21 protein-coding genes and 1 tRNA gene are annotated in these 22444 nt (G+C 42.1%); 16 read left to right on the top strand and 6 right to left on the bottom strand.

Annotation, left to right across the window (positions count from 1 at the left end; translation table 11 throughout):
* The first annotated feature begins 11 nt into the window (after positions 1 to 11).
* From B9N78_RS07095 to B9N78_RS07075, 5 genes are all read left to right on the top strand, one after another.
* Positions 12 to 1481 (top strand): hypothetical protein, encoded by a 1470-nt coding sequence (locus tag B9N78_RS07095; protein WP_137982502.1) that lies wholly within the window; start codon positions 12 to 14, stop codon positions 1479 to 1481.
* 171 nt (positions 1482 to 1652) lie between these two features.
* Positions 1653 to 2045 carry an LNS2 domain-containing protein gene (locus B9N78_RS07090; protein WP_085100450.1) on the top strand — a complete coding sequence of 131 codons (393 nt, stop codon included), beginning with the start codon at positions 1653 to 1655 and terminating at the stop codon, positions 2043 to 2045.
* Positions 2042 to 2809, top strand: a complete 768-nt coding sequence (locus B9N78_RS07085; RefSeq protein ID WP_085100447.1) for a glycosyltransferase family 2 protein — start codon at positions 2042 to 2044, stop codon at positions 2807 to 2809. Before B9N78_RS07090 ends, B9N78_RS07085 begins: the two co-directional genes overlap by 4 nt.
* Positions 2806 to 4467 carry an aminoglycoside phosphotransferase family protein gene (locus B9N78_RS07080; protein ID WP_085100443.1) on the top strand — a complete coding sequence of 554 codons (1662 nt, stop codon included), beginning with the start codon at positions 2806 to 2808 and terminating at the stop codon, positions 4465 to 4467. The genes B9N78_RS07085 and B9N78_RS07080 overlap by 4 nt, the downstream gene beginning before the upstream one ends.
* A gap of 25 nt (positions 4468 to 4492) precedes the next feature.
* Entirely contained in the window at positions 4493 to 6415 is a 1923-nt protein-coding gene (locus B9N78_RS07075) for a DUF7796 domain-containing protein (RefSeq protein ID WP_085100440.1), read from the top strand.
* A gap of 62 nt (positions 6416 to 6477) precedes the next feature.
* On the opposite strand, the gene B9N78_RS07070 is transcribed toward B9N78_RS07075, so the two are convergent.
* Positions 6478 to 6900 carry a hypothetical protein gene (locus tag B9N78_RS07070; protein ID WP_085100437.1) on the bottom strand — a complete coding sequence of 141 codons (423 nt, stop codon included), beginning with the start codon at positions 6898 to 6900 and terminating at the stop codon, positions 6478 to 6480.
* Between the two features lie 136 nt (positions 6901 to 7036).
* Positions 7037 to 8845, bottom strand: a complete 1809-nt coding sequence (locus B9N78_RS07065; RefSeq protein ID WP_085100434.1) for an SLC13 family permease — start codon at positions 8843 to 8845, stop codon at positions 7037 to 7039.
* A 311-nt stretch (positions 8846 to 9156) separates the two neighbouring features.
* Here B9N78_RS07065 and B9N78_RS18140 point away from each other — a divergent pair, with 311 nt between their 5' ends.
* On the top strand, positions 9157 to 9318 hold the full coding sequence (locus tag B9N78_RS18140; protein ID WP_170921391.1) for a hypothetical protein: 162 nt from the start codon (positions 9157 to 9159) through the stop codon (positions 9316 to 9318).
* A 1-nt stretch (position 9319) separates the two neighbouring features.
* Positions 9320 to 9799 (top strand): methylated-DNA--[protein]-cysteine S-methyltransferase, encoded by a 480-nt coding sequence (locus B9N78_RS07060; protein WP_085100431.1) that lies wholly within the window; start codon positions 9320 to 9322, stop codon positions 9797 to 9799.
* Positions 9800 to 9862: 63 nt separating this feature from the next.
* On the opposite strand, the gene B9N78_RS07055 is transcribed toward B9N78_RS07060, so the two are convergent.
* The 3 genes from B9N78_RS07055 to B9N78_RS07045 form a co-directional block, all read right to left on the bottom strand.
* Positions 9863 to 10576 carry a DUF554 domain-containing protein gene (locus B9N78_RS07055; protein ID WP_085100429.1) on the bottom strand — a complete coding sequence of 238 codons (714 nt, stop codon included), beginning with the start codon at positions 10574 to 10576 and terminating at the stop codon, positions 9863 to 9865.
* 140 nt (positions 10577 to 10716) lie between these two features.
* Complete coding sequence (locus tag B9N78_RS07050; RefSeq protein ID WP_085100426.1) at positions 10717 to 11034, bottom strand: DUF190 domain-containing protein; 318 nt, start codon at positions 11032 to 11034, stop codon at positions 10717 to 10719.
* A 158-nt stretch (positions 11035 to 11192) separates the two neighbouring features.
* Complete coding sequence (locus B9N78_RS07045) at positions 11193 to 11885, bottom strand: Crp/Fnr family transcriptional regulator (protein ID WP_085100424.1); 693 nt, start codon at positions 11883 to 11885, stop codon at positions 11193 to 11195.
* Positions 11886 to 12088: 203 nt separating this feature from the next.
* Here B9N78_RS07045 and B9N78_RS07040 point away from each other — a divergent pair, with 203 nt between their 5' ends.
* From B9N78_RS07040 to B9N78_RS07030, 3 genes are all read left to right on the top strand, one after another.
* Positions 12089 to 14176 (top strand): beta-1,3-glucanase family protein, encoded by a 2088-nt coding sequence (locus B9N78_RS07040; protein ID WP_085100421.1) that lies wholly within the window; start codon positions 12089 to 12091, stop codon positions 14174 to 14176.
* Between the two features lie 180 nt (positions 14177 to 14356).
* Positions 14357 to 15202, top strand: a complete 846-nt coding sequence (locus tag B9N78_RS07035; protein ID WP_085100419.1) for an AraC family transcriptional regulator — start codon at positions 14357 to 14359, stop codon at positions 15200 to 15202.
* A 35-nt stretch (positions 15203 to 15237) separates the two neighbouring features.
* Entirely contained in the window at positions 15238 to 16137 is a 900-nt protein-coding gene (locus tag B9N78_RS07030) for a DMT family transporter (RefSeq protein WP_085100416.1), read from the top strand.
* Between the two features lie 49 nt (positions 16138 to 16186).
* Here B9N78_RS07030 and B9N78_RS07025 read toward each other — a convergent pair whose 3' ends face one another.
* Positions 16187 to 17125 carry an FkbM family methyltransferase gene (locus B9N78_RS07025; protein WP_170921390.1) on the bottom strand — a complete coding sequence of 313 codons (939 nt, stop codon included), beginning with the start codon at positions 17123 to 17125 and terminating at the stop codon, positions 16187 to 16189.
* Between the two features lie 153 nt (positions 17126 to 17278).
* Between B9N78_RS07025 and B9N78_RS07020 the strand changes: the two genes are divergently transcribed.
* From B9N78_RS07020 to pth, 6 genes are all read left to right on the top strand, one after another.
* Positions 17279 to 18733: a DegQ family serine endoprotease gene (locus tag B9N78_RS07020; RefSeq protein WP_085100408.1), complete on the top strand. Its 1455-nt coding sequence runs from the start codon at positions 17279 to 17281 to the stop codon at positions 18731 to 18733.
* Between the two features lie 177 nt (positions 18734 to 18910).
* A complete protein-coding gene (ispE, locus tag B9N78_RS07015; RefSeq protein WP_085100405.1) occupies positions 18911 to 19789 on the top strand; it encodes a 4-(cytidine 5'-diphospho)-2-C-methyl-D-erythritol kinase in 879 nt (292 codons plus the stop codon).
* Positions 19790 to 19820: 31 nt separating this feature from the next.
* A tRNA-Gln gene (locus tag B9N78_RS07010) sits at positions 19821 to 19896 on the top strand.
* A gap of 40 nt (positions 19897 to 19936) precedes the next feature.
* Positions 19937 to 20875: a ribose-phosphate diphosphokinase gene (locus B9N78_RS07005; protein WP_085100402.1), complete on the top strand. Its 939-nt coding sequence runs from the start codon at positions 19937 to 19939 to the stop codon at positions 20873 to 20875.
* Positions 20876 to 20941: 66 nt separating this feature from the next.
* A complete protein-coding gene (locus B9N78_RS07000) occupies positions 20942 to 21556 on the top strand; it encodes a 50S ribosomal protein L25 (protein WP_085100399.1) in 615 nt (204 codons plus the stop codon).
* A 102-nt stretch (positions 21557 to 21658) separates the two neighbouring features.
* Positions 21659 to 22270 carry an aminoacyl-tRNA hydrolase gene (pth, locus tag B9N78_RS06995; protein WP_085100396.1) on the top strand — a complete coding sequence of 204 codons (612 nt, stop codon included), beginning with the start codon at positions 21659 to 21661 and terminating at the stop codon, positions 22268 to 22270.
* The last annotated feature ends 174 nt before the right edge of the window (positions 22271 to 22444 follow it).

The following is a 22444-nucleotide window of genomic DNA, read 5'->3' as shown; positions in this document are numbered from 1 at the left end:
GTCGGCGAATTGTGAATGAGGTACTGTCCACAATGAAAGTTACCGGTTCTTTAATTCTCGGTTTTTTGTTTATACTGCTTACGGCTATATCCGGCATGTGTGCGTCCGTTGACGAACTTTTTGATCAGGCTGTTGCAGACTCAAAAGTGATCAATTATGAAAAAATATCGCGCAATCTAATAGGTATTTCGTCTCCTAATGCCAAGAACACCCCTGCGATACTGAGCTGGAAAGAGATCAACGGCCAACCGTATGTTCTGGTCTGCACATGGACTGGAAATACTGTTATCGACACATTGCACTGGACAGAAGGCATGAGCTATGAACTAGTCAACACCACTTTTATATGGGTTACCGCCGTTCCACAGCTTAAAAACTTTTTCCATGACAACGGATTCTGGCCTGAAACGCACAGTGAAAGAGTTTTACGACTGGAGCAATTACTAGGTTTAAAACCCAATTCCGGCGAAACTGTTTTGGTAGAATTCTGGGTTAAACCCGAGGACTTACTCCGCCCTTCCGCAGATCCAAATCCTTCAGACCACGAGGCCCAGCTCGAATATCCCTGGAAAAAATCCCGGATGTTGACCCTCGACAGCAACCAAAAAGTAGAAGACGGGGACAGCGGACAGCTGACCTACCAAGGCTGGTTTGAAAACAATAACTCCACCACTACGTACCCATGGACCAGACTGGGATATACCTATGATTGGGCCGATGACAGGTTTAACCATGCACACCATGGGCTTTCTGAATTCATTCTCTCCGGTTGGAGTGCAGGCGCACATAGTTCAATTGTAATCGAAAAAATTATTAAGACTGAGGATCTTGACACATATCTAACCAAACCATCTGAATCCATAGGACAAATTTATTCCAAAAGCCCGGATGTAGTCATAAGTTCAAGTTCAAGCTCGATATTAGACATATCCGAACTCCGCACCAGTTTTCAAATAAAGGAACAACTATCATCGGTATGTCCGGTCAAATCATTTACCGCTGTTCGTTACGGTTCGGATGCGACTGTTTCATTTTCATATACCGTCGACATTAGTGATTCCATATCCAAACCGGTCTCAAGACTCACCCTGTTAAAATTGACGGATTCCACAAACATCACGTTCACGTACTCGGATCAGGGTGAAAATTCGGACGGCACATGGTATTTGAGCGATTTAGCGGGAAACGTGCTTTCCTCCACGGATTTAATTTCAAGCAGACAAATCTACACGGTTAATTTCAGCATCCTCGATAATGGTAAATATGACACTAACACCCAAATAGGTATCATAGCCGACCCGCAGGTGCTGGGAGTTACCAATGGTGGAAATTCCGGCTGCGTACAAAACCCCGACCAGACAATAGCACTGGATATGATGTTGATCGTAACAGCTATAACCCTGTCAATATTGCGGATTTGGATACAACGCAGATCAAAGCCATACACCAAACAAAGTAGCAACACCCCATTCAAATCCTAATTGAAGTAAAACCATTTGCTTCTCCTGCTTATATCAGAATAGCGGCTTAACTGTGTGTTTATGAGATTATGGCAAACCCTGCTCTATCAAGCTGCCCATTCAAAATTTTCCCCCGGTACAGATTGTGCATGTGTATAGATATTTATTAATATTTTGACACGAGATTGTACAATGAAACGCTTGGTCTTCGATATAGATGGAACACTCACTGTCAGTGGGCAAGCTTCTTATGAAGAGGCTGTCCCGCGCAAAGACGTTATTAAGCAGCTTAAAGAATATAAAAAAAACGGGTTTGAAATAATACTTTTTACCAGCCGCAATATGCGTACACATAGCGAAAGTGTAGGTAAAATTACCGCAAAAACTTTGCCTATAATTTTAGACTGGCTTAAGCGGCATGAAATTCCGTTTGATGAAATTCATGTCGGCAAACCTTGGTGCGGAACTGAAGGTTACTACATTGATGATAAAGCTATCCGCCCATCTGAATTCTTATCTATGTCGTATGAAGAAATCATTACCACTCTTGAAAATGAGCATAAGCATGCGTTGGCGGGTCTATGATTACAATCCCCATGGCAGGACTTTCAAGTCGCTTTAAAAAAGCAGGATACACTAAACCTAAATATATGCTTGAAGCGGGCGGCAAAACTCTTTTTGAGTTATCTGTGCAAAGTTTTAATAAATATTTCGATGAAATCCCATTTATGTTCATCATGCGTGACGAGTGTAATACTTTTGATTTTGTCAAACAGCAGTGCAAAACCTTAGGGATTAAAAAAACTATATTCCATGTGCTCGCTTCTCCAACAAGAGGACAAGCCGACACCGTACGAATTGGACTAGAAACAAATGGCATAGTAAGTGATGAACCATTAACCATTTTCAATATTGACTCATTTATTCCCGGATTCAGCTACCCTGAGTGGCTTGATAATTGTGATGGATATCTTGAGGTTTTTCATGATGACGGAGAGCATTGGTCGTTCATAAAACCGGACAGTCGCAACGCTGATTTTGTGGCTTACACCGCAGAAAAGCAGCGAATCTCAGACCTTTGCTCGAACGGTCTCTACCATTTTTCAAGATGCAGTGACTTTCTTGAAGCGGCAACTCATCAGTCTTCTACCGAAAATAAAGACCTGCAAGGCGGGGAAATGTATGTCGCACCCCTTTACAATTATTTAATCAGTTCAGGGCGCAAAATTCGCTACAACATTATTCCAAAAGATAAAATGTTTTTCTGCGGAACTCCTGATGAATATGATTTTTTCATTCAAAACTCTATTGAGCAATACACACAGCAATCCAGTGGAGCTGAGCTATGATTCTTATCACATCCGGAGCATACGTAGGGCATGAACTGGCATCTGAAATTGGATTAATACCGGCCGCTTTTTTGGTATCAGGAAATAAAAGACTTTATCGGCATCAGGCTGAGCTTCTGAAAAAATATAATGAACAAATATATCTATCGCTTCCTAATGACTTTGAAATAATGGATGATGATAAAAAATATCTTAAAAACAATAACATTAAAGTCATTGAGACCGCACCTTCTGCAACACTGACCGAGGCTCTCCGAGTCTGTCTATCATTGATGCTCCCGTTTGATGAGCCTTTAAGAATTTTACATGGCGACACTCTTATCTGGGAGATACCACAACATAAAAGCGATGTTTTTTCTGTCGGGAAAACAGGCTCATTTTACTCATGGGCTGAATACAGAAAAAACGAAAACAATTGTATTAAATTTATTGAAGGGCTGCCCAACGGCGGTTTTGCCCGTGAAGTTCTCAGTGGTTATTTTTGTTTTTCCAATCCTTATTTTTTACTTCAATCTTTGAGCCAGTGTAATAATAAATTCAGCGAATGTTTAAACCGCTACAATGAAAAGTGCGCTCTGGCTCCCACAGAAACCGGACGCTGGCTGGATTTCGGTCATTTGCAGACATATTACAGATCAAAAGCATTAATGACGACAGAACGCAACTTCAACTCACTGAAAATCACACAACATGAAGTTATAAAATCTGGACAGAAAGCCCAGAAAATTCACGCTGAGGCACAATGGTTCAAAAATATACCGCCTTCTCTGACCCGCTATACTCCTGCTTTGCTAGGCACCGGAGAAAAGAATGGTTTTAACGAGTATAAGATTGAATATTTGTACTTATCGACTTTATCGGAGCTTTTTGTATTCGGCAGATTACCTGTGTTTTTGTGGGAAAATATTTTCGAAGCATGTAATGAATTCTTAACAGCTTGCCGCCAATATAAACCGACTTCCGAGGAGATTACAGCTACAAACGGTCTTTACCTGGACAAAACGTTAACAAGATTGGATAGATTTGCGCACGAACGAAACATTCAACTTGATAAGGATTGGAAAATTAACGGTAAGAATGTACCAAGCCTTAACCGCATTGCCCACATGATGGCGGCTGAAATATCAAAAGTATCCGCATCAGACATAGGTGTGATGCACGGAGATTTCTGCTTCAGCAATATCTTATATGATTTCAGGCATGGCACTATTAAAGTTATAGACCCCAGAGGTCTCAATTCTGAAGGACAGCACTGTATTTTTGGCGATTTACGTTATGATTTTGCCAAATTATATCATTCTGTGGTAGGTAGATATGACTTTATCAAGGCGGATATGTTTTCCTTGAAAGGGAACAATTATTCATATCAGCTTGAACTTCCCGACGACAAATTCTCGAAAGCGGCTCAAAATGTTTTTATTTCGTCTGTCATAGGCGGAAAAACCTGTGAATCAGCAGAAGCAGCTCCTATCAGTATCTTACTGTTCTTATCCATGCTCCCATTGCACGGAGACAAGCCGGAACATCAGAATGCCCTCCTGGCTAATGGATTAAGACTGTTTAGTGAATTTGATAGAACTCACAAACCTTCTTTACCAAAATTTATTACAGCGGAGCGGCAGGACATAGCGACAACAGCAATGACTTCAAAGCTTTAATTTTTTGAAAATGGATTTTAAATTAATGCAAATTGATGAATACCTTTTTTGGTCCTTGAAGCTAAACGAGAACGGTGAAGCGGAATTAGCTCTTTTAGTTCTCGAAAAAGGATTACAGCATTTTCCCGAATCTAAAGAGCTTTGGGCATACAAGTCGGCTGTAGCCGGTAGTTATAATTATTCATATATCCAAAAGCAGGCTACCGCGGAAGCGGCTACACTATTCAATGACAAAAATGAGTTATTCTCAATTGAGTATGACAAGGCCCTCTCTATTTCTAAAAAATCTGCCTATGAGTACATTTCATCTTCTATAAAAGCAGGAGAGGTTGTACATGAGGTCATTTTTTCAAAAATAAAGTCTATCATGGAAAAATGTTTTCCGGATGTTAAAGAAATTCTGGAAATAATTCCGGCCTTAAATATACTTGATTATTACTTCGCCATGCTCCAACTTTACGGGCACTTAGAAAATCGTGAAAAGGAACTTGCCTTACTCGAAGGATTGGTTGCTTTCTTTAACAAAACTAGTGTTAACCATGAAGTGAGTCAGGCCATTCGCAGCCGCCATAAAGCAGTACTACAAAAAATATCTTCTTCACTCTCAGACGAAAATACACAACCTTTAATAAAAAAAAGACCACGCGTGGCCTTATGCATTTCAGGGCAGTTCAGAGTCGGTCTTGACGAATTAAAACAAAATATTGGATATTTCACAGAGTCCTGCGATTGCGATATTTTTATTGCCAGTTGGGGCAAATCTCATGACATCATCCCCTCTGACATTTTTTCCCCTACCTGGCGTCCAAAAGTCTTTGCACGCAGTTTACCAAATATTTTTTCTGGGCGCGTGCTGACTTTAAGCTCAAAATATTTTTTCAAAAAATTTCCTTCACTGATACAATTCGCCCAAAATTATACAGAACCGGAAGAAATCTCCATTGATGAAATCAGGGAAGAACTAAACCCGCAAGGGGTTACTATATCTAATGAAGAGAGGTTCACAAATTCAATTATTGCTCGCCATAATCCAGCAAGTGTAGATGAACTCAATCAGTACAAAATGTTCTTCAACATCAAAACCTGTAATGATCTTAAAAGGAGGTATGAGAAAAAACACGGATTTAAATATGATCTAGTGGTCAGAATGAGACCAGATTCTATCTTTAGCGGTAAATTTGACCCTGAATCTTACCCGATAAGTCCTGAAAATTTTTACGTAAATTACCTGAATGTAGGCCGCATGGCGGATGCGCTGGGAATTGGCTGCTCCGAAACCATGGACCACTATGCACAAATCTGGTCAATAATCTCAAAAGGGGTAGGGCAGGTAAAAATCCCGGGATTCAGACGCAAACTCCACCCGCATACAACAATTTTTGATCACATGTGGCTTTCCGGCTACAATCTCGTGTTCAAATCTATGCCGCCGGCACCACTGAAATTGCCGGAAGAATTTAAAGCTGAAGAAATCTTTCCCGGAGTTGTGCAGGATATATCTAAACGACTGGAAATTTCAGAAGACGATCTTTTAGATCTAAAGGCAATTGTTGCAGATTTAAAAAACGAGCTGTCAGGTAATAATGCAAGACTGTCTTTACTGCTTGAAACGGCCGCAGCAGAAACGCAAAATTCAGATTTAAAAAAACAACTTAATGCTTTTATTCATACTGAAGATAAGCAAATTAACATTACAAACCAGCATAGAATAAATAGCCATACCACATACAATAACATTGAACTTTCAGATATTACTAAATATTTGCAGAATTACTCAACAAACTCGCATAACAACATATCAGATGTTTTGCCCTTAATACAATTTTGGACGGATCAAAATAAAGACGAGGCCAGAGAAATAACCTTAAAACTTATATCCATCTGCAAAAGCAAAGGCCGATTTGAAACAGCCAGCAATCTTTTACATTATGTTTCATCAAATTTATAAATTAAGAAAATGAAGTCGTAAGCTAACAGACTACAGACCTTACATTATCTTGCCGGACGCCCCTACTCCGTATCCGTTACAGGTAAAGGATTAGCAAGGGCATGTGCGTCCATTGCATCTAACAGATATTCAGTATTAGCAGCCTCATCGTCAGCCCCGATCTCTTTATATCCGGCATATGATTCACGCACCATACTAAGCCCTTCCTCGCGACTGCCTGCGACATAAAGAAGCTGCCCAAGAAGCTCACCTATAGGACAAAGACAGGATAAATCCCCTAAATCCTTAGCTACAGAATATGACTCAACCATTAAGAGCAAAGCTTCTTCCTGATTATTTTCTGATATCTCAATTTGTGCCATCTCAAAAAGAGTTTGGGCGCGACCTTTGGAATCACCATTTTTTTTACATTCCGCTAAACGCTCTTCATGCTTCTTAATTATATCATCACACTGATCATTTTGCTCAGAACTGTTTACAGACATTATTTATTATACCTTTGTGTTTGAAATAATTTTTAAATGTGAGAACTCATTTTCGCTCAAACGATTAATCTATTATTTCAACACCTGTAAAGCTTTCTTAACCGAGCCATTCAAGGAGGCAGCAGTTAAAATTTCATCAAAAAAGGAATCTCATGCCAGCCACCAACACTACCAAATAAAGCAAAGTCATTCCTGTTCCGGCACGAAGATAGTCAATTGGCTTAAGTCCTGCCGGACGCATAACCAGAGCATTGACCTGATGGGTCGGCAGCACAAAAGTATTTGAAGCCGCGAGCGCAACGGTCATGGCCGCGACTCTGGGATCATAGCCGCACGCCAAGGCGATGTTCATCCCCAGCGGGACCAGTAGAACAGTAGCCCCTACATTTGAGGTGAAAAGAGTAAAAAAAGAAGTCAGCACAGCAAGGCTGAACAGAAGCACCGTAAGAGAAGGCACTCCGAGTATGCCCATCAAGGTTTCGGCAATCAAACCTGCAGCCCCGGTATTCTCAAACGCGATACCGAGAGGTATCAGTCCGGCAAGCAGAAACACCGTCATCCAATCCACAGACTGATAAGCTTCATCTATTGTTAGAACCTTACCGAGTACCATTCCTAAAGCACCCACAAAAAGGGACAGTGAGAGCGTGACATTCAAGACCAAAATCATAAACAAAGAGACTGTAAGACATCCAAGAGCCCACAACGCTTTGTCTTCCCTCACAACTCCGCCTTGAATTGTTTCGGTAAAAACAAGATCGTTCCTATCTTTCAGAAGATGGAAAGCACTCCATTTCCCGTGCAAAAGCAGAGCATTTCCCTCCTCGACAACCTGATTAGATAAATCGCTGACTATCATTTCGTGCCCGACAAACAATGCCAGCGGAGTCACGCCGTATTTATGGCGGAACTGAAATTCTCCCACTGTTTTTCCCACAAGCTGAGAACGAGGAGTGACAAGACCTTCCATGATACCGGCATTATTAGGGGAAAGTTCATCGGCAAAAACCTTAAGTTCATCTTTGTAAATCCACCCTAAATCAGCAGACAATTTTTTAATATATATATCCTTCCCGACTACGGCCAGACTGTCTCCCGGACAGAGCAAATCCTCGGGCAAAGGGGCGATATTCCGTTTATGAGTGATATGATTGTAAGAGGCTACCACGGTACAGGCATACTTAGCCCGTATCTGCAAATCGATCAGAGACTTTTCTTCAACCCCCTCTTCGGGGATAACCATTTCATAAACATTTCCGATATCGTGGTAAGTTTTATCAAGCAGAGGTGAAAGCGGTCCTCTGACATCCCTTCTCTTACTGGCCGGAAGAATCTTTTTACCCAAAATTAAAAAATAAAGCAGGGCCGTAATGACCAGTATGACTCCTATGGGAGTCATGCTGAACATCCCGAAAGGCTCATATTTATTACCACCGACCACTATCAGCAGATCGTTAAGCAAAATAAGCGGACTGGAGCCGACAAGTGTCAACGTGCCGCCGATTATCGCACAATACGCCATGGGCAAGAGAATATGCGCAACGGGAATGCCTGTCTGCATCGCAATCCGGCTTGCCGCAGGCATAAATAGGGCCGCCGCTCCGATATTCTGCATGAATCCTGAAATCATCGCCACAGTTCCGGAAATCATAATGCTGACGCTGCTCTCACGCTTGCCTGCTAATTGTATAATAACTCGGGACAGCCGATTCATCACTCCGGTCTTATCCAGACCTGCTCCCATAATAATGACGGCGATTATCGCCACAACTGCATTACTGCTAAGCCCGCTGAACGCCTGCTGCGGAGTGACAAGACCTAAAATAGGCAGTCCTACCATAACGATAATCCCGACAACATCGACACGAACCCATTCAAAAACAAACAGCAAAATTACAAAAAACAATACACCAAGCACAAGTATGATATCAGGAGTGATTGTCATGACAGTTTAAAAATCTCCTTTTATGGATTTAAATAAGAGATTCACAATTAACTACAACCTCTTGTGTATTCGTGCTTTATCGCTAATTAAAAGAAAGTCATTGCTCATCAGTAAACAGATTTAAACAGTCACCTTGGGATGCATAGTTTTCACGATAAAAAACCATACTATATTTTACACAAAAAATACAAATAAATGATATCCGAAGGACTTATGTTATTTTTTTAAAAAATCGCAGAATGATTTCCAGATAATTACCATGAAAAGGATACCCCAATTTCTTAAGTATTTATAAAATCCCCGGGCTTGGTATGATTGACACCTTCCCCGCCAGCGATCTAGGCATTATAAAAGCCATGGTGAAAGATGATAAAAAACCGACTCTCAAAAAAATTATACAACGAAGTGAAAAATGGCGTCCTTACAGAGCCTACGCAGCACTCTGTTTATGGAACGCTTTAAAGGAGAATTAGCATGCTCTACTATACAACATTTAATTCCCCCTTCTGGGAAATAACTATGGTCGGCAATGAAGATGGACTCACGAACCTGCACATGGAAACAGGTAAAGGAAAGCGCAAATTCATAATCAACGATGAATGGCAATGCGATGATATTTTTTTCGAAGATATCAAGACACAGGTAATGGAATACTTCAACCGTAAGCGAAAAGAATTCGATATACTTTTGAATCCGCAGGGCACAGATTTTCAAAAAAAAGTCTGGCAAGCCCTCTACGCTATCCCTTTCGGTGAAGTGCGCACTTATAAAGATATCGCAACGACTATAGGTAACCCGAAAGCTTGTAGAGCCGTTGGAATGGCTAATTCACTAAACCCCATTCCTATCATAGTGCCATGCCACAGAGTTATCGGCAGTTCCGGTAAACTAACGGGCTTTGCCAGTGGATTAAATGCCAAGGAAAAACTTCTTAATCTCGAAAAAGATACATAATAAAAAAAGCCGGTTAACTTTGAAAGTTAACCGGCCTTTTTTATTTGAAATAGATTTTCTGTTTTAGCCTACGTAAACTGACCATAACCACGACAGCGGCATTACGATAATAAGCGCAGGAATCATGTTTGCGACTGGAAACGGTTTTATGGAGCAGATGCGAAATCCTGTAGCCAGCATAATAAGCCCACCGCATGCGGAAAAATCAGCCAGCATGTCTGGAGTTGTCAGAGGCATGATTAATGATGCGCCAAAATAAAGCAAAGCCTGAACTGTGAACTGCGGAATCACCAGTATTCCGACAGTGTACCCCATGCTCGAAGCAAAAATTGCAGCGGTAAAAATATCCAGAATGGATTTAACAATAAGCAGAGTATAATCTCCGGTCATCCCTTCGGTCATGGAGCCGTAAATACCCGTTCCGCTCACACAGAAAAGCACCAGAATTGCGACGAATTTATCCAGAAATTCTTCTTGGCTCAGCCCGCCTGAAGGACGGGTAATAAGTTCAATCCATTTTCTGGCTTTACTCGCACCCTTTTGAATTAGAGTTTCAAGCTGGAGTATTTCTCCGAGGAGAGACCCGACAACCAGAGCAAGAGTCACAGGGGCAAGAAATTTAACCTTAACAATCATAGCCACGCCAAGTCCCATGGAAGCACATCCGAACACCATCGGCATCCGCTGGCGGATGTTCGAATTAAGCTTCGGGCCGATTAAAGCTCCGACCATACTTCCTGTGAACAACGCAGCGCCGTTAACATAAGGGCCTATCATATCAGTTCCTTTTGCAGCACGAATGTATCGCGCTCTTTTTTTAATAATTCTAAAGCATAGACAATACGGTAGGATGGCCTCTGCTAAATAGGCAGGGCACAGTACCGCGAAACGAAATTTTACGGGGGAAACGCTAGTTTTTAGCTTTCAGAGGTAAAACCGAACTCAATCTCAGACTTGGTGTAAAAAACACGCAGGTTATTTTTATTAATACAATCCAGCAACCTGTCACATTCCTCAGCTGAAAGAGCTATAGCAACCTGTAAGGGGGTGTCTTCAAGATCAAAAAGATTTTCAGAATGAAAGCGCCCGTCATGCCCGAATCCCTCTTTCCCTGAAAAAAGAGTGGCCCCGCCTACACCAAGCTTTTGCGCTTTTTCAATAATCCAAGTCGCCAGCGGAATACCCTCGTGTTCACGATTCTGCTGAGTAAAAAAAGTAACGAAATATCCTTTCATATGTCCTTCCTATGAGGTTTTAACTTATTTTGCCTGAGATATTTTATATAGAAAATTATGGGCCAATAAATTTAGCGAATTAACACATCAGCGAAATATAAGTATACTTGGAGAGAAGGTTAAACAATGACCTGCGTCACTAAAGAGAGCACAGAGTGCTAAAGAATGAAAAAAGGACTGGAAGACAATTCATCAAGCTCTGCTTTGTTGAGGATGGTTAAGGTGCCTCGCGCCTTGGACACCAATCCGATATCCTGTAGCCGGGAAATAACACGGGCGGCAGTTTCCCGTGAAGAACCAACCATTTCAGAAACATCGACGTTAGTAAGAGGCAGATCCAGTCCTATTCGGGTGGAAAGCATACTTAAAACATTTAATATCCGTTTTTCAGCACTTTCATCAATCAGGTCCAATATGCGTGTATAAGCTCCGTCAATTCTGTCACCCATGGAATTCAAGATCCCTGCGGCAACCTCAGCATTACTTAGCACCCACTGCTTAAAATCCTGACAGGGAATAGAAATTATTACTGATTTTTCAGCAACTCTGGCGGTGAAAAAACGCAGTCGTGATCTGAAACAAGTTATGGCATTGAGCGGCATTCCACGCATTGCAATCAAATAAGTAAAAGCTTTTCCAGATGAAGCTTCCTTCGACAGGACAACTCTGCCGCTTTCAACAAGTAAAAAATCGCTGGAATCATCGCCTGTTTTAAATATATACTCACCTTTCTCAAAATAAAGCCGACGTGCTTTTTTCGCCAAGGCTGCAATCTCTGACGGAACTGCGCGATTCAAATTCTCATCTGCTTGCAATGCTTCAATCATGTGCTGGAGATCTTCGTCTTTCATTGGTGTCCTAATTATTAATATGAAGGTAGCCGTTATTACGGTAGTTTAAGTAAAAATGAGCCGTACAGCAAAGTAAATATTATAACCATTTGAATATAATCAATAATGACAACCACAAAAAAAAAAATAACATTGAACAATAAAGGATTATATGGTAAAAGTAACTACTCGCATTTTTAATATTCTTTAATTGAGGACATTTTATGAAAACATTATGTTTAGCCTTGATGTTATGTTTATTACTACCAGCTTCAATACTTGCCGCTGATATACCTATAGTCTTCAAACTCAACGCTAAACATGATCCTGAAAAAGTATACGCAACTTTTTATAATTGTGTCGGAGCAGGTCCATCCCCGAGTATAACAGGCACTTATAACGGTCCTACATCTTCGGGGCAAGCCTTAAGCACAACGCGCTCATATAAAATGTCCGAGTTAACATCCCCCAGTTCTATTGCCACAGGAGTTCCGGCAGGAGTCCCTGCGGTACTTGTAAGCGACTTCAATTCAGGAAGAATATATATTTCTTATGACAGCCCTATGGGCACATTCGGTTGCACGCAACCATCAACAGAGCCGACATCAAATGATCCCAGTTTAGGGATTCGCTTTCAACCTATGGAACTTGATATTGAAAGCGGCACAGTTAGTACCGTAACGACTCCTATACTCAACACAAACCTGACATATATTGATTATGCGGCAATAGCTTTATCCCTTACAATCCAAAATGCCACGGCAGTTAACAACAACCCGTTAAAGACGTCTGTTACAAGTGAAGTGCTTACAAAAACTCTCGGTAAGACAACTATAGTTCAGGATGCAACTGTACGACCTTCCGCTTCAGACGCACTCCCGAGCACTAATTTTACCCGGGTACTTTCCCCTACCTCCGCAGATATGTGCAGAAAATATAATGACTGGACCAACTACCTCAAAACAACCCTCTACCAATCAACAACAGTAAATAGTAAGCCGATAAAAATTAAAGGGCTTTTTGGAGGAGTAGGCGGTCAGCCTGCGAATGCTGCCCCGCTAACCGCGGCGGACAGAACGGCAAGAAATCAAACTCAAAGTTATGATTATGAAGTAACATTTGCTGCTAACGGCGATGCAACAATGACTGCGCAGACCGGTTCCGGGAACGGAGCTGTAGCAGGAGTAGGAACAAATATTGGTGTTGGAGTTGGTGACAATACAGCTAATGTTAATATCACTATAACTTTTGCAGCTCTGAATGCATCTACAGGAATTTACGGCAACAATCCTGCATATACATATGGGTCTACAACCACCACCGGAGTTGAAAATGATTTTTACGGCTGGGTAGTAGGCGACCTGCTTGCAGGGCTGAGCTGGGGTCTACCGGGGAGTACCGTAAAGTTCAATGCGACTTCAGCACTGAATGTTCAAATCGGAGATTTAACAAGCGCGGAATGGTTCGGGGGGCTGAAAGCCTCTGGCGGAGCATACAGTGTACCTAATTCCCCTGTGGGCAAAGGATATATTTACAGTAAAGCTCAACCGGGAAACCCGACTAACTACCACACTTACGCCGCAGGATTAAAAGGAATCACCGGAGCTTACGGATTCGGGTTACAAGATCGTGGCGGAGCAACACTTATCACTTTTAACAGAATAGACCATCCAAACGGATATCTTGAAATCGGTGTAGACACTGAAAATCATTCCACAGTCGGACCCAGCCCCTCTCAACAGCCAGGAGTAGTGGTTAATGTAAATGAGTTTTCTTCCAAAGATTTGACCGCAAATGACCTAAAAACAACATACGCTGTAGAGAATTTTACCACCTACTCGACAATCTGCTCCTTCAATGCCTCCATAAATGTAAGCGGCGGGTATGGTGTTTTCATGATGAATTCTAACACTCTGCCGTCAGGGTCACCTACTTCGCTCCGATTGCTTAAACTATATTCAAACGGGACCTCTGCTTTCTTCGGGAATTACGCTGCAACAGGACCGATTTACTCCGACGGAACATGGTGGCTGACGGACCTTGCCGGAACTCATATTTTGCCTAGTGATCAACTTGTCACCGGTAATACTTATTACGTACATTTTGTTGTGCAAGATAATGGAAAGTATGACGAAAATTCTGCACTCGGTCAAATAACAGACCCGGTTGCGCTGGGGGCAAGCACTTCGTCCAGTTCAGGTTGCGTGCTGAATCCTGATTCCGATGTCAGGTATGAACTCGCAGGAATGTTCATTGCGGCTTTAATTTTTATGGTCTTCCGAAGAAAAGTTGCAAAGAGAAAGTTCAAATAAATTCATCACGACTTTGGTTGCAGTATACGTATGCACTTTAAGGGCTGATTATCTTAAGATAATCAGCCTTTTTTAATTTCACAGCTAACGATTGTGCTCCTGTCATGGTTCAGCTAATCTAACAAAAATACTTTTTTAAAAACTTTTTTTGAATCTGCAAAATATCTAATTTATAATAATATGAAAGACGTAGCCAATTACTGGATCGATAACGATCTTGACGGTCTGGAATGTTTGACCGCAACATATTATTCTCACAGATTCGCCCCCCATGCTCACGAAGAATTTGTCATCGGGGTTATCCAATCAGGAGCGCAGCGTGTACGCTTTCGCGGCGGGCATGAGATAATGCCGGAAAACACTACCTGCGTGATTAATCCTGAAGAACTTCATACAGGTCACGCTGCAACAGAAGCGGGATGGAGCTACAGAGTGATATACCCCAGCCCTGCTGTATTGAGTGAAGTGGCTGAACAAATATGCGGACATTCAATGGACATGCCCTACTTCGAACGGGTCGTATATCAAGACGAATTTGTAACCGGTCTTTTTTTAAATCTTCACGAAGCTCTCAATTCTAAACTTGCCACTCCTCTTGCCAAACAAAGTCTGCTGAACAATGCGTTAGCACATTTCATTCTTAGATATGGCGCAAAAAGACCTTCATTATCACGTAATAAAAAAAATAAATCAGGCATATCCAATGCACGTGAATACCTTGACGCTTATTATAGCAATCCAATCAAACTTGATGAACTTGCAGATATAGCCTGCATGAGTCAGTTCCATTTTGTGCGATCCTTCAGCACACAAACAGGTATACCTCCACACGTTTACCAGCTTTGTTGCCGCATAAAATCGGCTAAGAAACTTTTATGTTCGGGGATGCCGCTTGCAGAAATAGCTGCGGAAACAGGTTTTGTTGACCAGAGCCATCTTACCAACAGATTTAAAGCTGTGGTCGGGGTTACTCCGGGCATGTTCCGTAAACTGAGCAAGAATCTGCAATATTTTCCCCAATATTAAAGAATATAATTTTTCTAAAATTACAGGAGAATTATATGTTTATACTTGAAAATTCATTTAAAAAAACACCTTTTTTATGGCTTGCTCTGCTCGGTCTTTTATGGGGAGCAAACTTCATATTTATGAAGATAGGTGCGGCTGTACTCAGTTCATCACAGATTGTATGGCTGAGACTTGCTTTCGGAGCTTTTGTTCTATCACCGTTTCTTCCAATCGTAATCAGAGTTATTGGAACAAACAGAAAACTTCTTTTTCATGTTTCTGTTATGGCCCTTTCCGCAAATGTCCTGACCTTCCATTGTTTTATGGAAGGAACAAAGCGTCTTGATTCAGGAGCGGCCGGAGTCCTCAGTGGAACAGTTCCGCTTTTGACTACAATTCTAGCAGCACTGGTCCTACCAGAAGAAAAACTTTCCCGTCAGAAAACAGCCGGAATATTAACCAGCTTCATCGGGATAATTTTTATAGTAAATCCATGGAATGGACTTAGTTCTTCAACCATGAGCGGCGTGGGTTATATGCTTCTCGGAGGAATAGGTTACGCAGTGGCATTTGTATATGCTAGAAAAAACCTTGTTAATTCAGGAGTTCCATCCCTCAGCCTTGCCGCACTGCAAATGCTCTTGGCGACTATATTTTACACCCCGCTTACCCACTGGGCAGGAATGGGAGCTATCACTGATTCATGGACTATTGCTGCGAGTGTAGCGATCGGTCTTGGCGTACTTGGGTCGGGCTTTGCCTATGTAATCTACTATGGACTTATTCAATCCATCGGCGCGGTGGCAACTTCTTCAGTTTCGTATCTTCCGCCGGTTGTAGCGTTATGCCTTGGAATAATTTTTCTTGGCGAATCTATAGGAATCGAGCAGATGGCAGGATGCATGCTGGTTCTTGGCGGGATATTCCTTGTCCGTAATTCTTTGCGGAAATAGCATTAGCGTTATTCATATTTGTTGCAAACATTTTTAACGGAGCGGTGAATTAACTACGCCGCTCCATATCCTTATCAATAGCCTTCCAGCCTACAGCAAAGCTTGTCATTTTCTTAATATTTCCTGCAACAATTTCATTCTTCACATTCGCCGCAAATGTAGTCTCATGATACGGATACGCTGTCTTAAATACCAAATCAGGATATTTAGCAAAGCGCGCTTCCAAAATACTGGATGATCTTACGTCTCCGACTTGGTGATATGATGCAATCGCCGCCCATGACTTTGGATTCTCACTTATATATGCAGCAATATCATCAGCTATTTCGATTTCAGCGCCTTCGATATCAATTTTAAAAAAATCGACTCCGTTTGGAGCATAGGCCGCTACTAAATCGTTTAAAGTAATCGCTTGTACGGTTGCTGCGCCAGAATCATTTATACTGCTTTCACCACCGGACTTGTGCTTAAATCCTACTTCACCACTTTTACTATACAGAGCCTTTCTGACCAACTCACAATTTGTAAACTTATTTTTATCAATATCAGTAGCAATAAAATCTGCGCTTTGCTTATCCGGTTCCAGAAAAATGATCTTTCCTTTATCCGCAGCAGCACTAAAATACATTCCTGAAATTCCGTTCCATGGCCCTGCGTCGACAACCACAGAATCAGGACAGACTGTTCCTGGCAGCGTATATCCACGCAATTCACATACAAATTCAAAAAAAGGACAGGCAGATGTAAAAAAACGATATTTACCGATTTTACATTCCCATGCTTTGTGCTGAAAGGAATAGCGAGTCATCGGTTCATATTTCCAAATGGGCATATAACCTAAATTAGGTGCAAATTTTATAAGGAACCAACCGCCTATTTGCTCTAGAGAAAAATCTCTTGAACAAAACAGATTTTCCACCTCTTGAAACTGTTCAATTGTTTCATTTTCCAATTTCCCCAAAAATTTATCAATCAACTCGTTATCCATTTCCTCTCCTAATTTATTACCCGATACAGCGATAAACATTTTTAAACAACTGCAAGACAAATCATTTTAACCTATTTACTTTTGTTCAAATAGACCTATAATTTTTCCAGTGCCGTCGTTCCCCGTTTTCCCGGCGGCTACAGAGGAGGTTACATGAATTCAAAACGTATTTTAGGTATTTTCACTCTTATCACAGTATTAATGTTGCCCATGTCAGCTATTGCGAACGGGCTTCCTTCATTTGTTGATCTAGCTAAAAATTGCGGTCCTGCGGTTGTTAACATCAACACTGTTAAAACAGTTGAAGTAAACGGCAATCCCATGCAGGATCTGTTTCAATTTCATGGCGATAACAGAGGTGGTAATAGCCCTTTTGAAGAATTCTTTAAACAATTTGATGATAGATTCAAAGGTAATAACGGACCTAAACATAAGCAAAAACAGGGGTCACTCGGTTCCGGCTTTATTATATCCGCTGACGGTTACATTGTAACAAACAACCATGTTGTTGCTTCAGCAGATGAAATCAAAGTTAAGCTCCGCAATGACGGCCGCGATTACCCGGCAAAACTGATCGGTCTTGATAAAGAAACCGATCTTGCTCTGCTTAAGATTGAACCCGGCAAGAAATTGCCCTTCCTGACATTTGCCGATTCCGAAAAGTCACAAGTCGGAGAATGGGTTCTTGCAATAGGTAATCCCTTCGGACTTGGGCATACTATAACTCAAGGGATCATAAGTGCTAAAGGCCGTATCATCGGAGCCGGTCCTTTTGACAACTTCATTCAGACAGATGCCAGCATCAACCCCGGTAACAGCGGCGGACCTCTTATTGATATGAATGGACAAGTTGTCGGTATCAATACCGCAATCGTTGCCAGCGGTCAGGGAATCGGCTTTGCCATTCCAAGTAATATGGCTAAAAATGTTATTACCCAGCTCAAAAATGACCATAAGGTAAGTAGGGGCTGGCTTGGCGTATCTATACAGGATGCCGACGAAAACACAGCTAAAGCCCTTGGACTTCCCGGCAAAACCGGCGCGCTTGTAAGCTCTGTTACTGCCGGAGATCCTGCTGCAAAAGGCGGAATGAAAGTCGGTGATGTTATTCTTGAAATTGACGGTTCCAAAATAGATAACACAAACGACCTGTTACGCACCGTTGCCGCACTTCTCCCGGGCAAAACAATTGTCGCCCAAGTCTGGCGCAAAGGTGCAACACAGAACCTGACTATCACACTTGGTGAAAGAGCAGGGAAAACCGTTGTTTCCGCTGAAAAGTTTGCACCGAAAACTAAAGACGAAACAATTGATCAACTTGGAATTGTAGTCCGTGTAATTGATCGAGATGCAGAAGCAAAAACTTTAGATTTAGATAAGCCTAAAGGTTTGCTGGTACTCGAAGTTAAACAGGGAACTCCCGCAGAAAACGCGGCTATTGCAGTAGGTGACGTTATACTTGAAGCTAACCAGCATCCGGTAAACACACTGGCCCAGCTGCGTAAGATTATAGACACTGAAGGTAAAGAGCGCGGACTTGTTATGCTGCTGATCAAGAGACAAGGCGGCAATATATTCCGCACCATTGAACTTGATAAACAGAAGTAAAATATTACCGACATCAATAATATTTATTGGTTACTGACGAAACGGGGCGCAGCATCAGCTGCGCCCCGTTTCTTATATTTAACTATAATCTACGATTAATCCGATAGGACTCACTCTTTTAAAAATCGGTATATTTGATACTTCCTTCCTTAAAAAGTTTAGGTTATGAAGCTGATCATGAACAATACAGCAACAATTCTTACAGCTCCGGCAAAGGTGAACCTCTACCTCAAAATTGTCGGAAAAAGGGAAGACGGCTACCATGAGCTGGATACTCTTTTTCTTCCTTTTCCTGCGCTTGCAGACACGCTTGCAATAACTGAAAAGGCTGAAGGCTGTTCAATTCACTGTGAGGATTTTGATCTTCCGGCGGAAGACAACCTCATTTATAAAGCATGGGATAAATATGCACAGGCTACCGGCTTCAGACCGGGGCTGCATATAGAATTGACTAAAAAAACGCCCACAGGCGCTGGGCTCGGAGGAGGCAGTTCTGACGCGGCAACAATGCTGCGCTTTCTGAACTCGCATCCGCACAGCCCCGGCATGGAGCATGAGGCTCTGAATGCTCTTGCCGCTGGTCTTGGTGCTGACGTTCCGTTTTTCCTGCTGGACGGCCCAGCATGGGCAAAAGGGATCGGTGAAATTCTCACCCCTTGTGAAGTTGACCTTTCCGGCCTGACAGCATTACTTGTCTGCCCGGATGTACATGTAAATACAGCATGGGCGTACAAAGCTTGGAGCGGAGTTGTCCGCACTGAAAATTTGCAAAAAACAAATCCATTTTACTTGACAACATTCGACAGTAGTAATAATAAAGCGTCCTCCAAAACGAGGGTAACTTTGTTTAACGATTTTGAGCAAGTTGTTCTTCCTGAGTTTTCTGTGATAAGACAAACAAAGGAATTTTTGCTTAAAAACGGAGCAAACGGAGCAGTCATGAGCGGAAGCGGAGCAAGCATCATATCCTTCTTTAAAGATAGAACGTTAGCTCAGAAAGTTTCTTCCGAATTAAAAGCTGATAATGTACCTTCTGTTATTCATTATTTTTCTTAAGCACTAGTCCGAATTTCTACATAATCAGTGCTGGGGTGTCGCCAAGTTGGTAAGGCAACGGATTTTGATTCCGTCATTCGCAGGTTCAAGTCCTGCCATCCCAGCCAAATTTACTCCCTTCCCCGAGAGGCCAAGGTGGAGAACCCCATGAACGGTGAACTCAAAATTATCAGCGGCTCGGCAAATCCGTCGCTTTCAGAAGCAATCTGTGACCATCTCGGCAGCCGTCTTACTCCATGTCTGCGTGAAATGTTCAGCGACGGCGAAATTCGCATTGAAATTCAGGACAATGTACGTGGTTGTGACGTTTTCGTTGTTCAGCCCACATGCAATCCTGTCAACTTTAATTTCATGGAATTATGCCTCATGCTTGACGCGTTAAAACGCGCAAGTGCACGCAGAATTACTGCCGTTATTCCTTACTACGGTTATGCAAGACAGGATAGAAAAGTTTCTCCCCGTGCTCCTATCAGTGCAAAACTTGTTGCAGACTTTTTGACTGTAGCCGGTATGCAGCGTATGATCACAATCGATTTGCATGCAGGTCAGATTCAGGGATTTTTCAACCTTCCTGTTGATAATATTTATGCTGCCCCTATTCTTCTTGAAGAATTACGCCATCGCAAAGAGGACATGGTTATGGTTTCCCCTGATGCAGGCGGAACCGAACGTGCCAGAGCTTACGCAAAACGCCTCGGTGCAGGACTTGCAATCGTTGACAAACGTCGCGATGCGCCAAATCAGGCACAGGCAATGAACGTAATCGGAGAAGTATCAGGAAAGACCTGCGTTGTTATGGATGACATGATCGACACAGCAGGAACCATATGTCAGGCCGCCAAAGTACTGATGGAACATGGAGCTAAGGAAGTAATCGCCTGCGCTACACATCCAGTTCTTTCCGGACCTGCAATTGACAGACTTTGTGCTGCACCTTTTTCCGAGGTAATAGTAACAAACACACTGCCTGTCCCAGAAGAGAAACTTAAATGCGGTAAGATTAAAGTACTGTCAGTAGCAGGACTGCTTGCCAAATGCATTCATAACGTTCACACCGAATCTTCGGTCAGCGTTCTCTTCGTTTAAAACGCCTATTCCCACCCTCTGCCGGTCTATTTCTGAGCGGCAGCAGGTTAACCTAAAGGAGATATAATGTCTGATAAAGTAACTTTCGTAGCTTCAAAGCGCGAGAAAACTGGTAAAGGTGCCAATCGCCAGCTCCGTAACACCGGAATGATTCCTGCTGTATTTTATTCACAGGAAGGCGAACACATGATTCTCGCTGTTAAAGAAATTGAATTCACAAAGATGTACCACAAGATCGGTACAACTCGTATATTCAGTCTCGAAGTTGACGGCAAAACCTACGACTCTTTGATTTGGAAAGCAGAAATGGATCCAGTTCGTCCTCGTATCAATCACGTTGACTTTCTCGGTGTATCTGCAGACAAACCTTTGAAAGTAAAAGTTCCTGTTGATATGGAAGGAAAAGCACCAGGTGTAAAACTTGGTGGTGTTATGACTAAGTATCGTGACGTTCTTGAAGTTTCATGTACAGCTGGAAGTCTACCTGCACGCATCGTCGTAGACATCAACGGCATGAAAGTTAACCAGACTGTTTTTGTTGAAGATGTTAAACTTGAAGGTGACGCAACCATCAACTTTAATAGCAACTTCGCTCTTGTTCGCTGCGTAGCCGGCAGAAAAGTTGTCGACGAAGCAGATGCTGCTGAAGCTGACAGTAAGAAAGCAAAAGCTAAAAAATAGTTTTTTATATTTGTCGATTTCTGAGGGCCCCGGAGTTCCGGGGCCTTTTCTTTTTTCAAATGATCTGTTTTTTGTTACTGCTTTTTTAAAGGATTAAACCAAATGGAATACAAAGCACTTATCGCAGGGCTTGGAAATCCAGGGTCTGAGTATGCCGCAACCAGACACAACGTCGGCTTTATGACCGCTGACGCACTGGCTGAGCTGGCTTCATCCAGAAAAAGTATGAAATATAAAAACCTCGGATCTTCCGGCAACTACGAACTTTTCAGCATCAACATCGCAGGCAGCAACATTCTCGTGACCAAACCGCTCACTTATATGAACCTCAGCGGGAATGCAGTTGCCGCAGTTTGCGGTAAATTTTCAATATCTGTAAAAGATGTGATTGTTATTCACGATGAACTTGATCTTCCGCAAGGGAAAATGAAGTTTAAACGTGGTGGTGGAAATAACGGACACAGAGGACTTCAGTCCATTCAGGAGGTGATGAACTCACCGGAATTCCTGAGAATACGGATAGGAATAGGAAGACCGGAATTTTCATCACAAGTTAAAGATTACGTGCTGGAAGAATTCTGTCCGAAAGAACTTAAAACAGTTAAGCAGATGACCGAAGCAGTTATTAAAGGTCTGGACGTGTTTTTCAGACGCGGTCAAGGACCGGCTACACAATTCATGAACACCTTTGAGCCAGATGAAAGCTTAATCTGACAATAGACTCTTTAACGCATTTCGGTTATAGTATTCTTTCGAAAACATTCCCCAGATCAGGCATACCTCAAAATCTGGGATCCAAAAGAAATGTATAAAGGACGCCGACAAACCTGTTATTCGTCAATACTGAAATGATTGAACGCGCCGATTTTAATCTCGAATTACTGTAAA

The organism is Desulfovibrio gilichinskyi, from assembly GCF_900177375.1.
Lineage (GTDB): Bacteria > Desulfobacterota > Desulfovibrionia > Desulfovibrionales > Desulfovibrionaceae > Maridesulfovibrio > Maridesulfovibrio gilichinskyi.
Note: the sequence above shows the minus strand (reverse complement) of the source record. Positions and strands in the feature narration are given on the sequence as shown.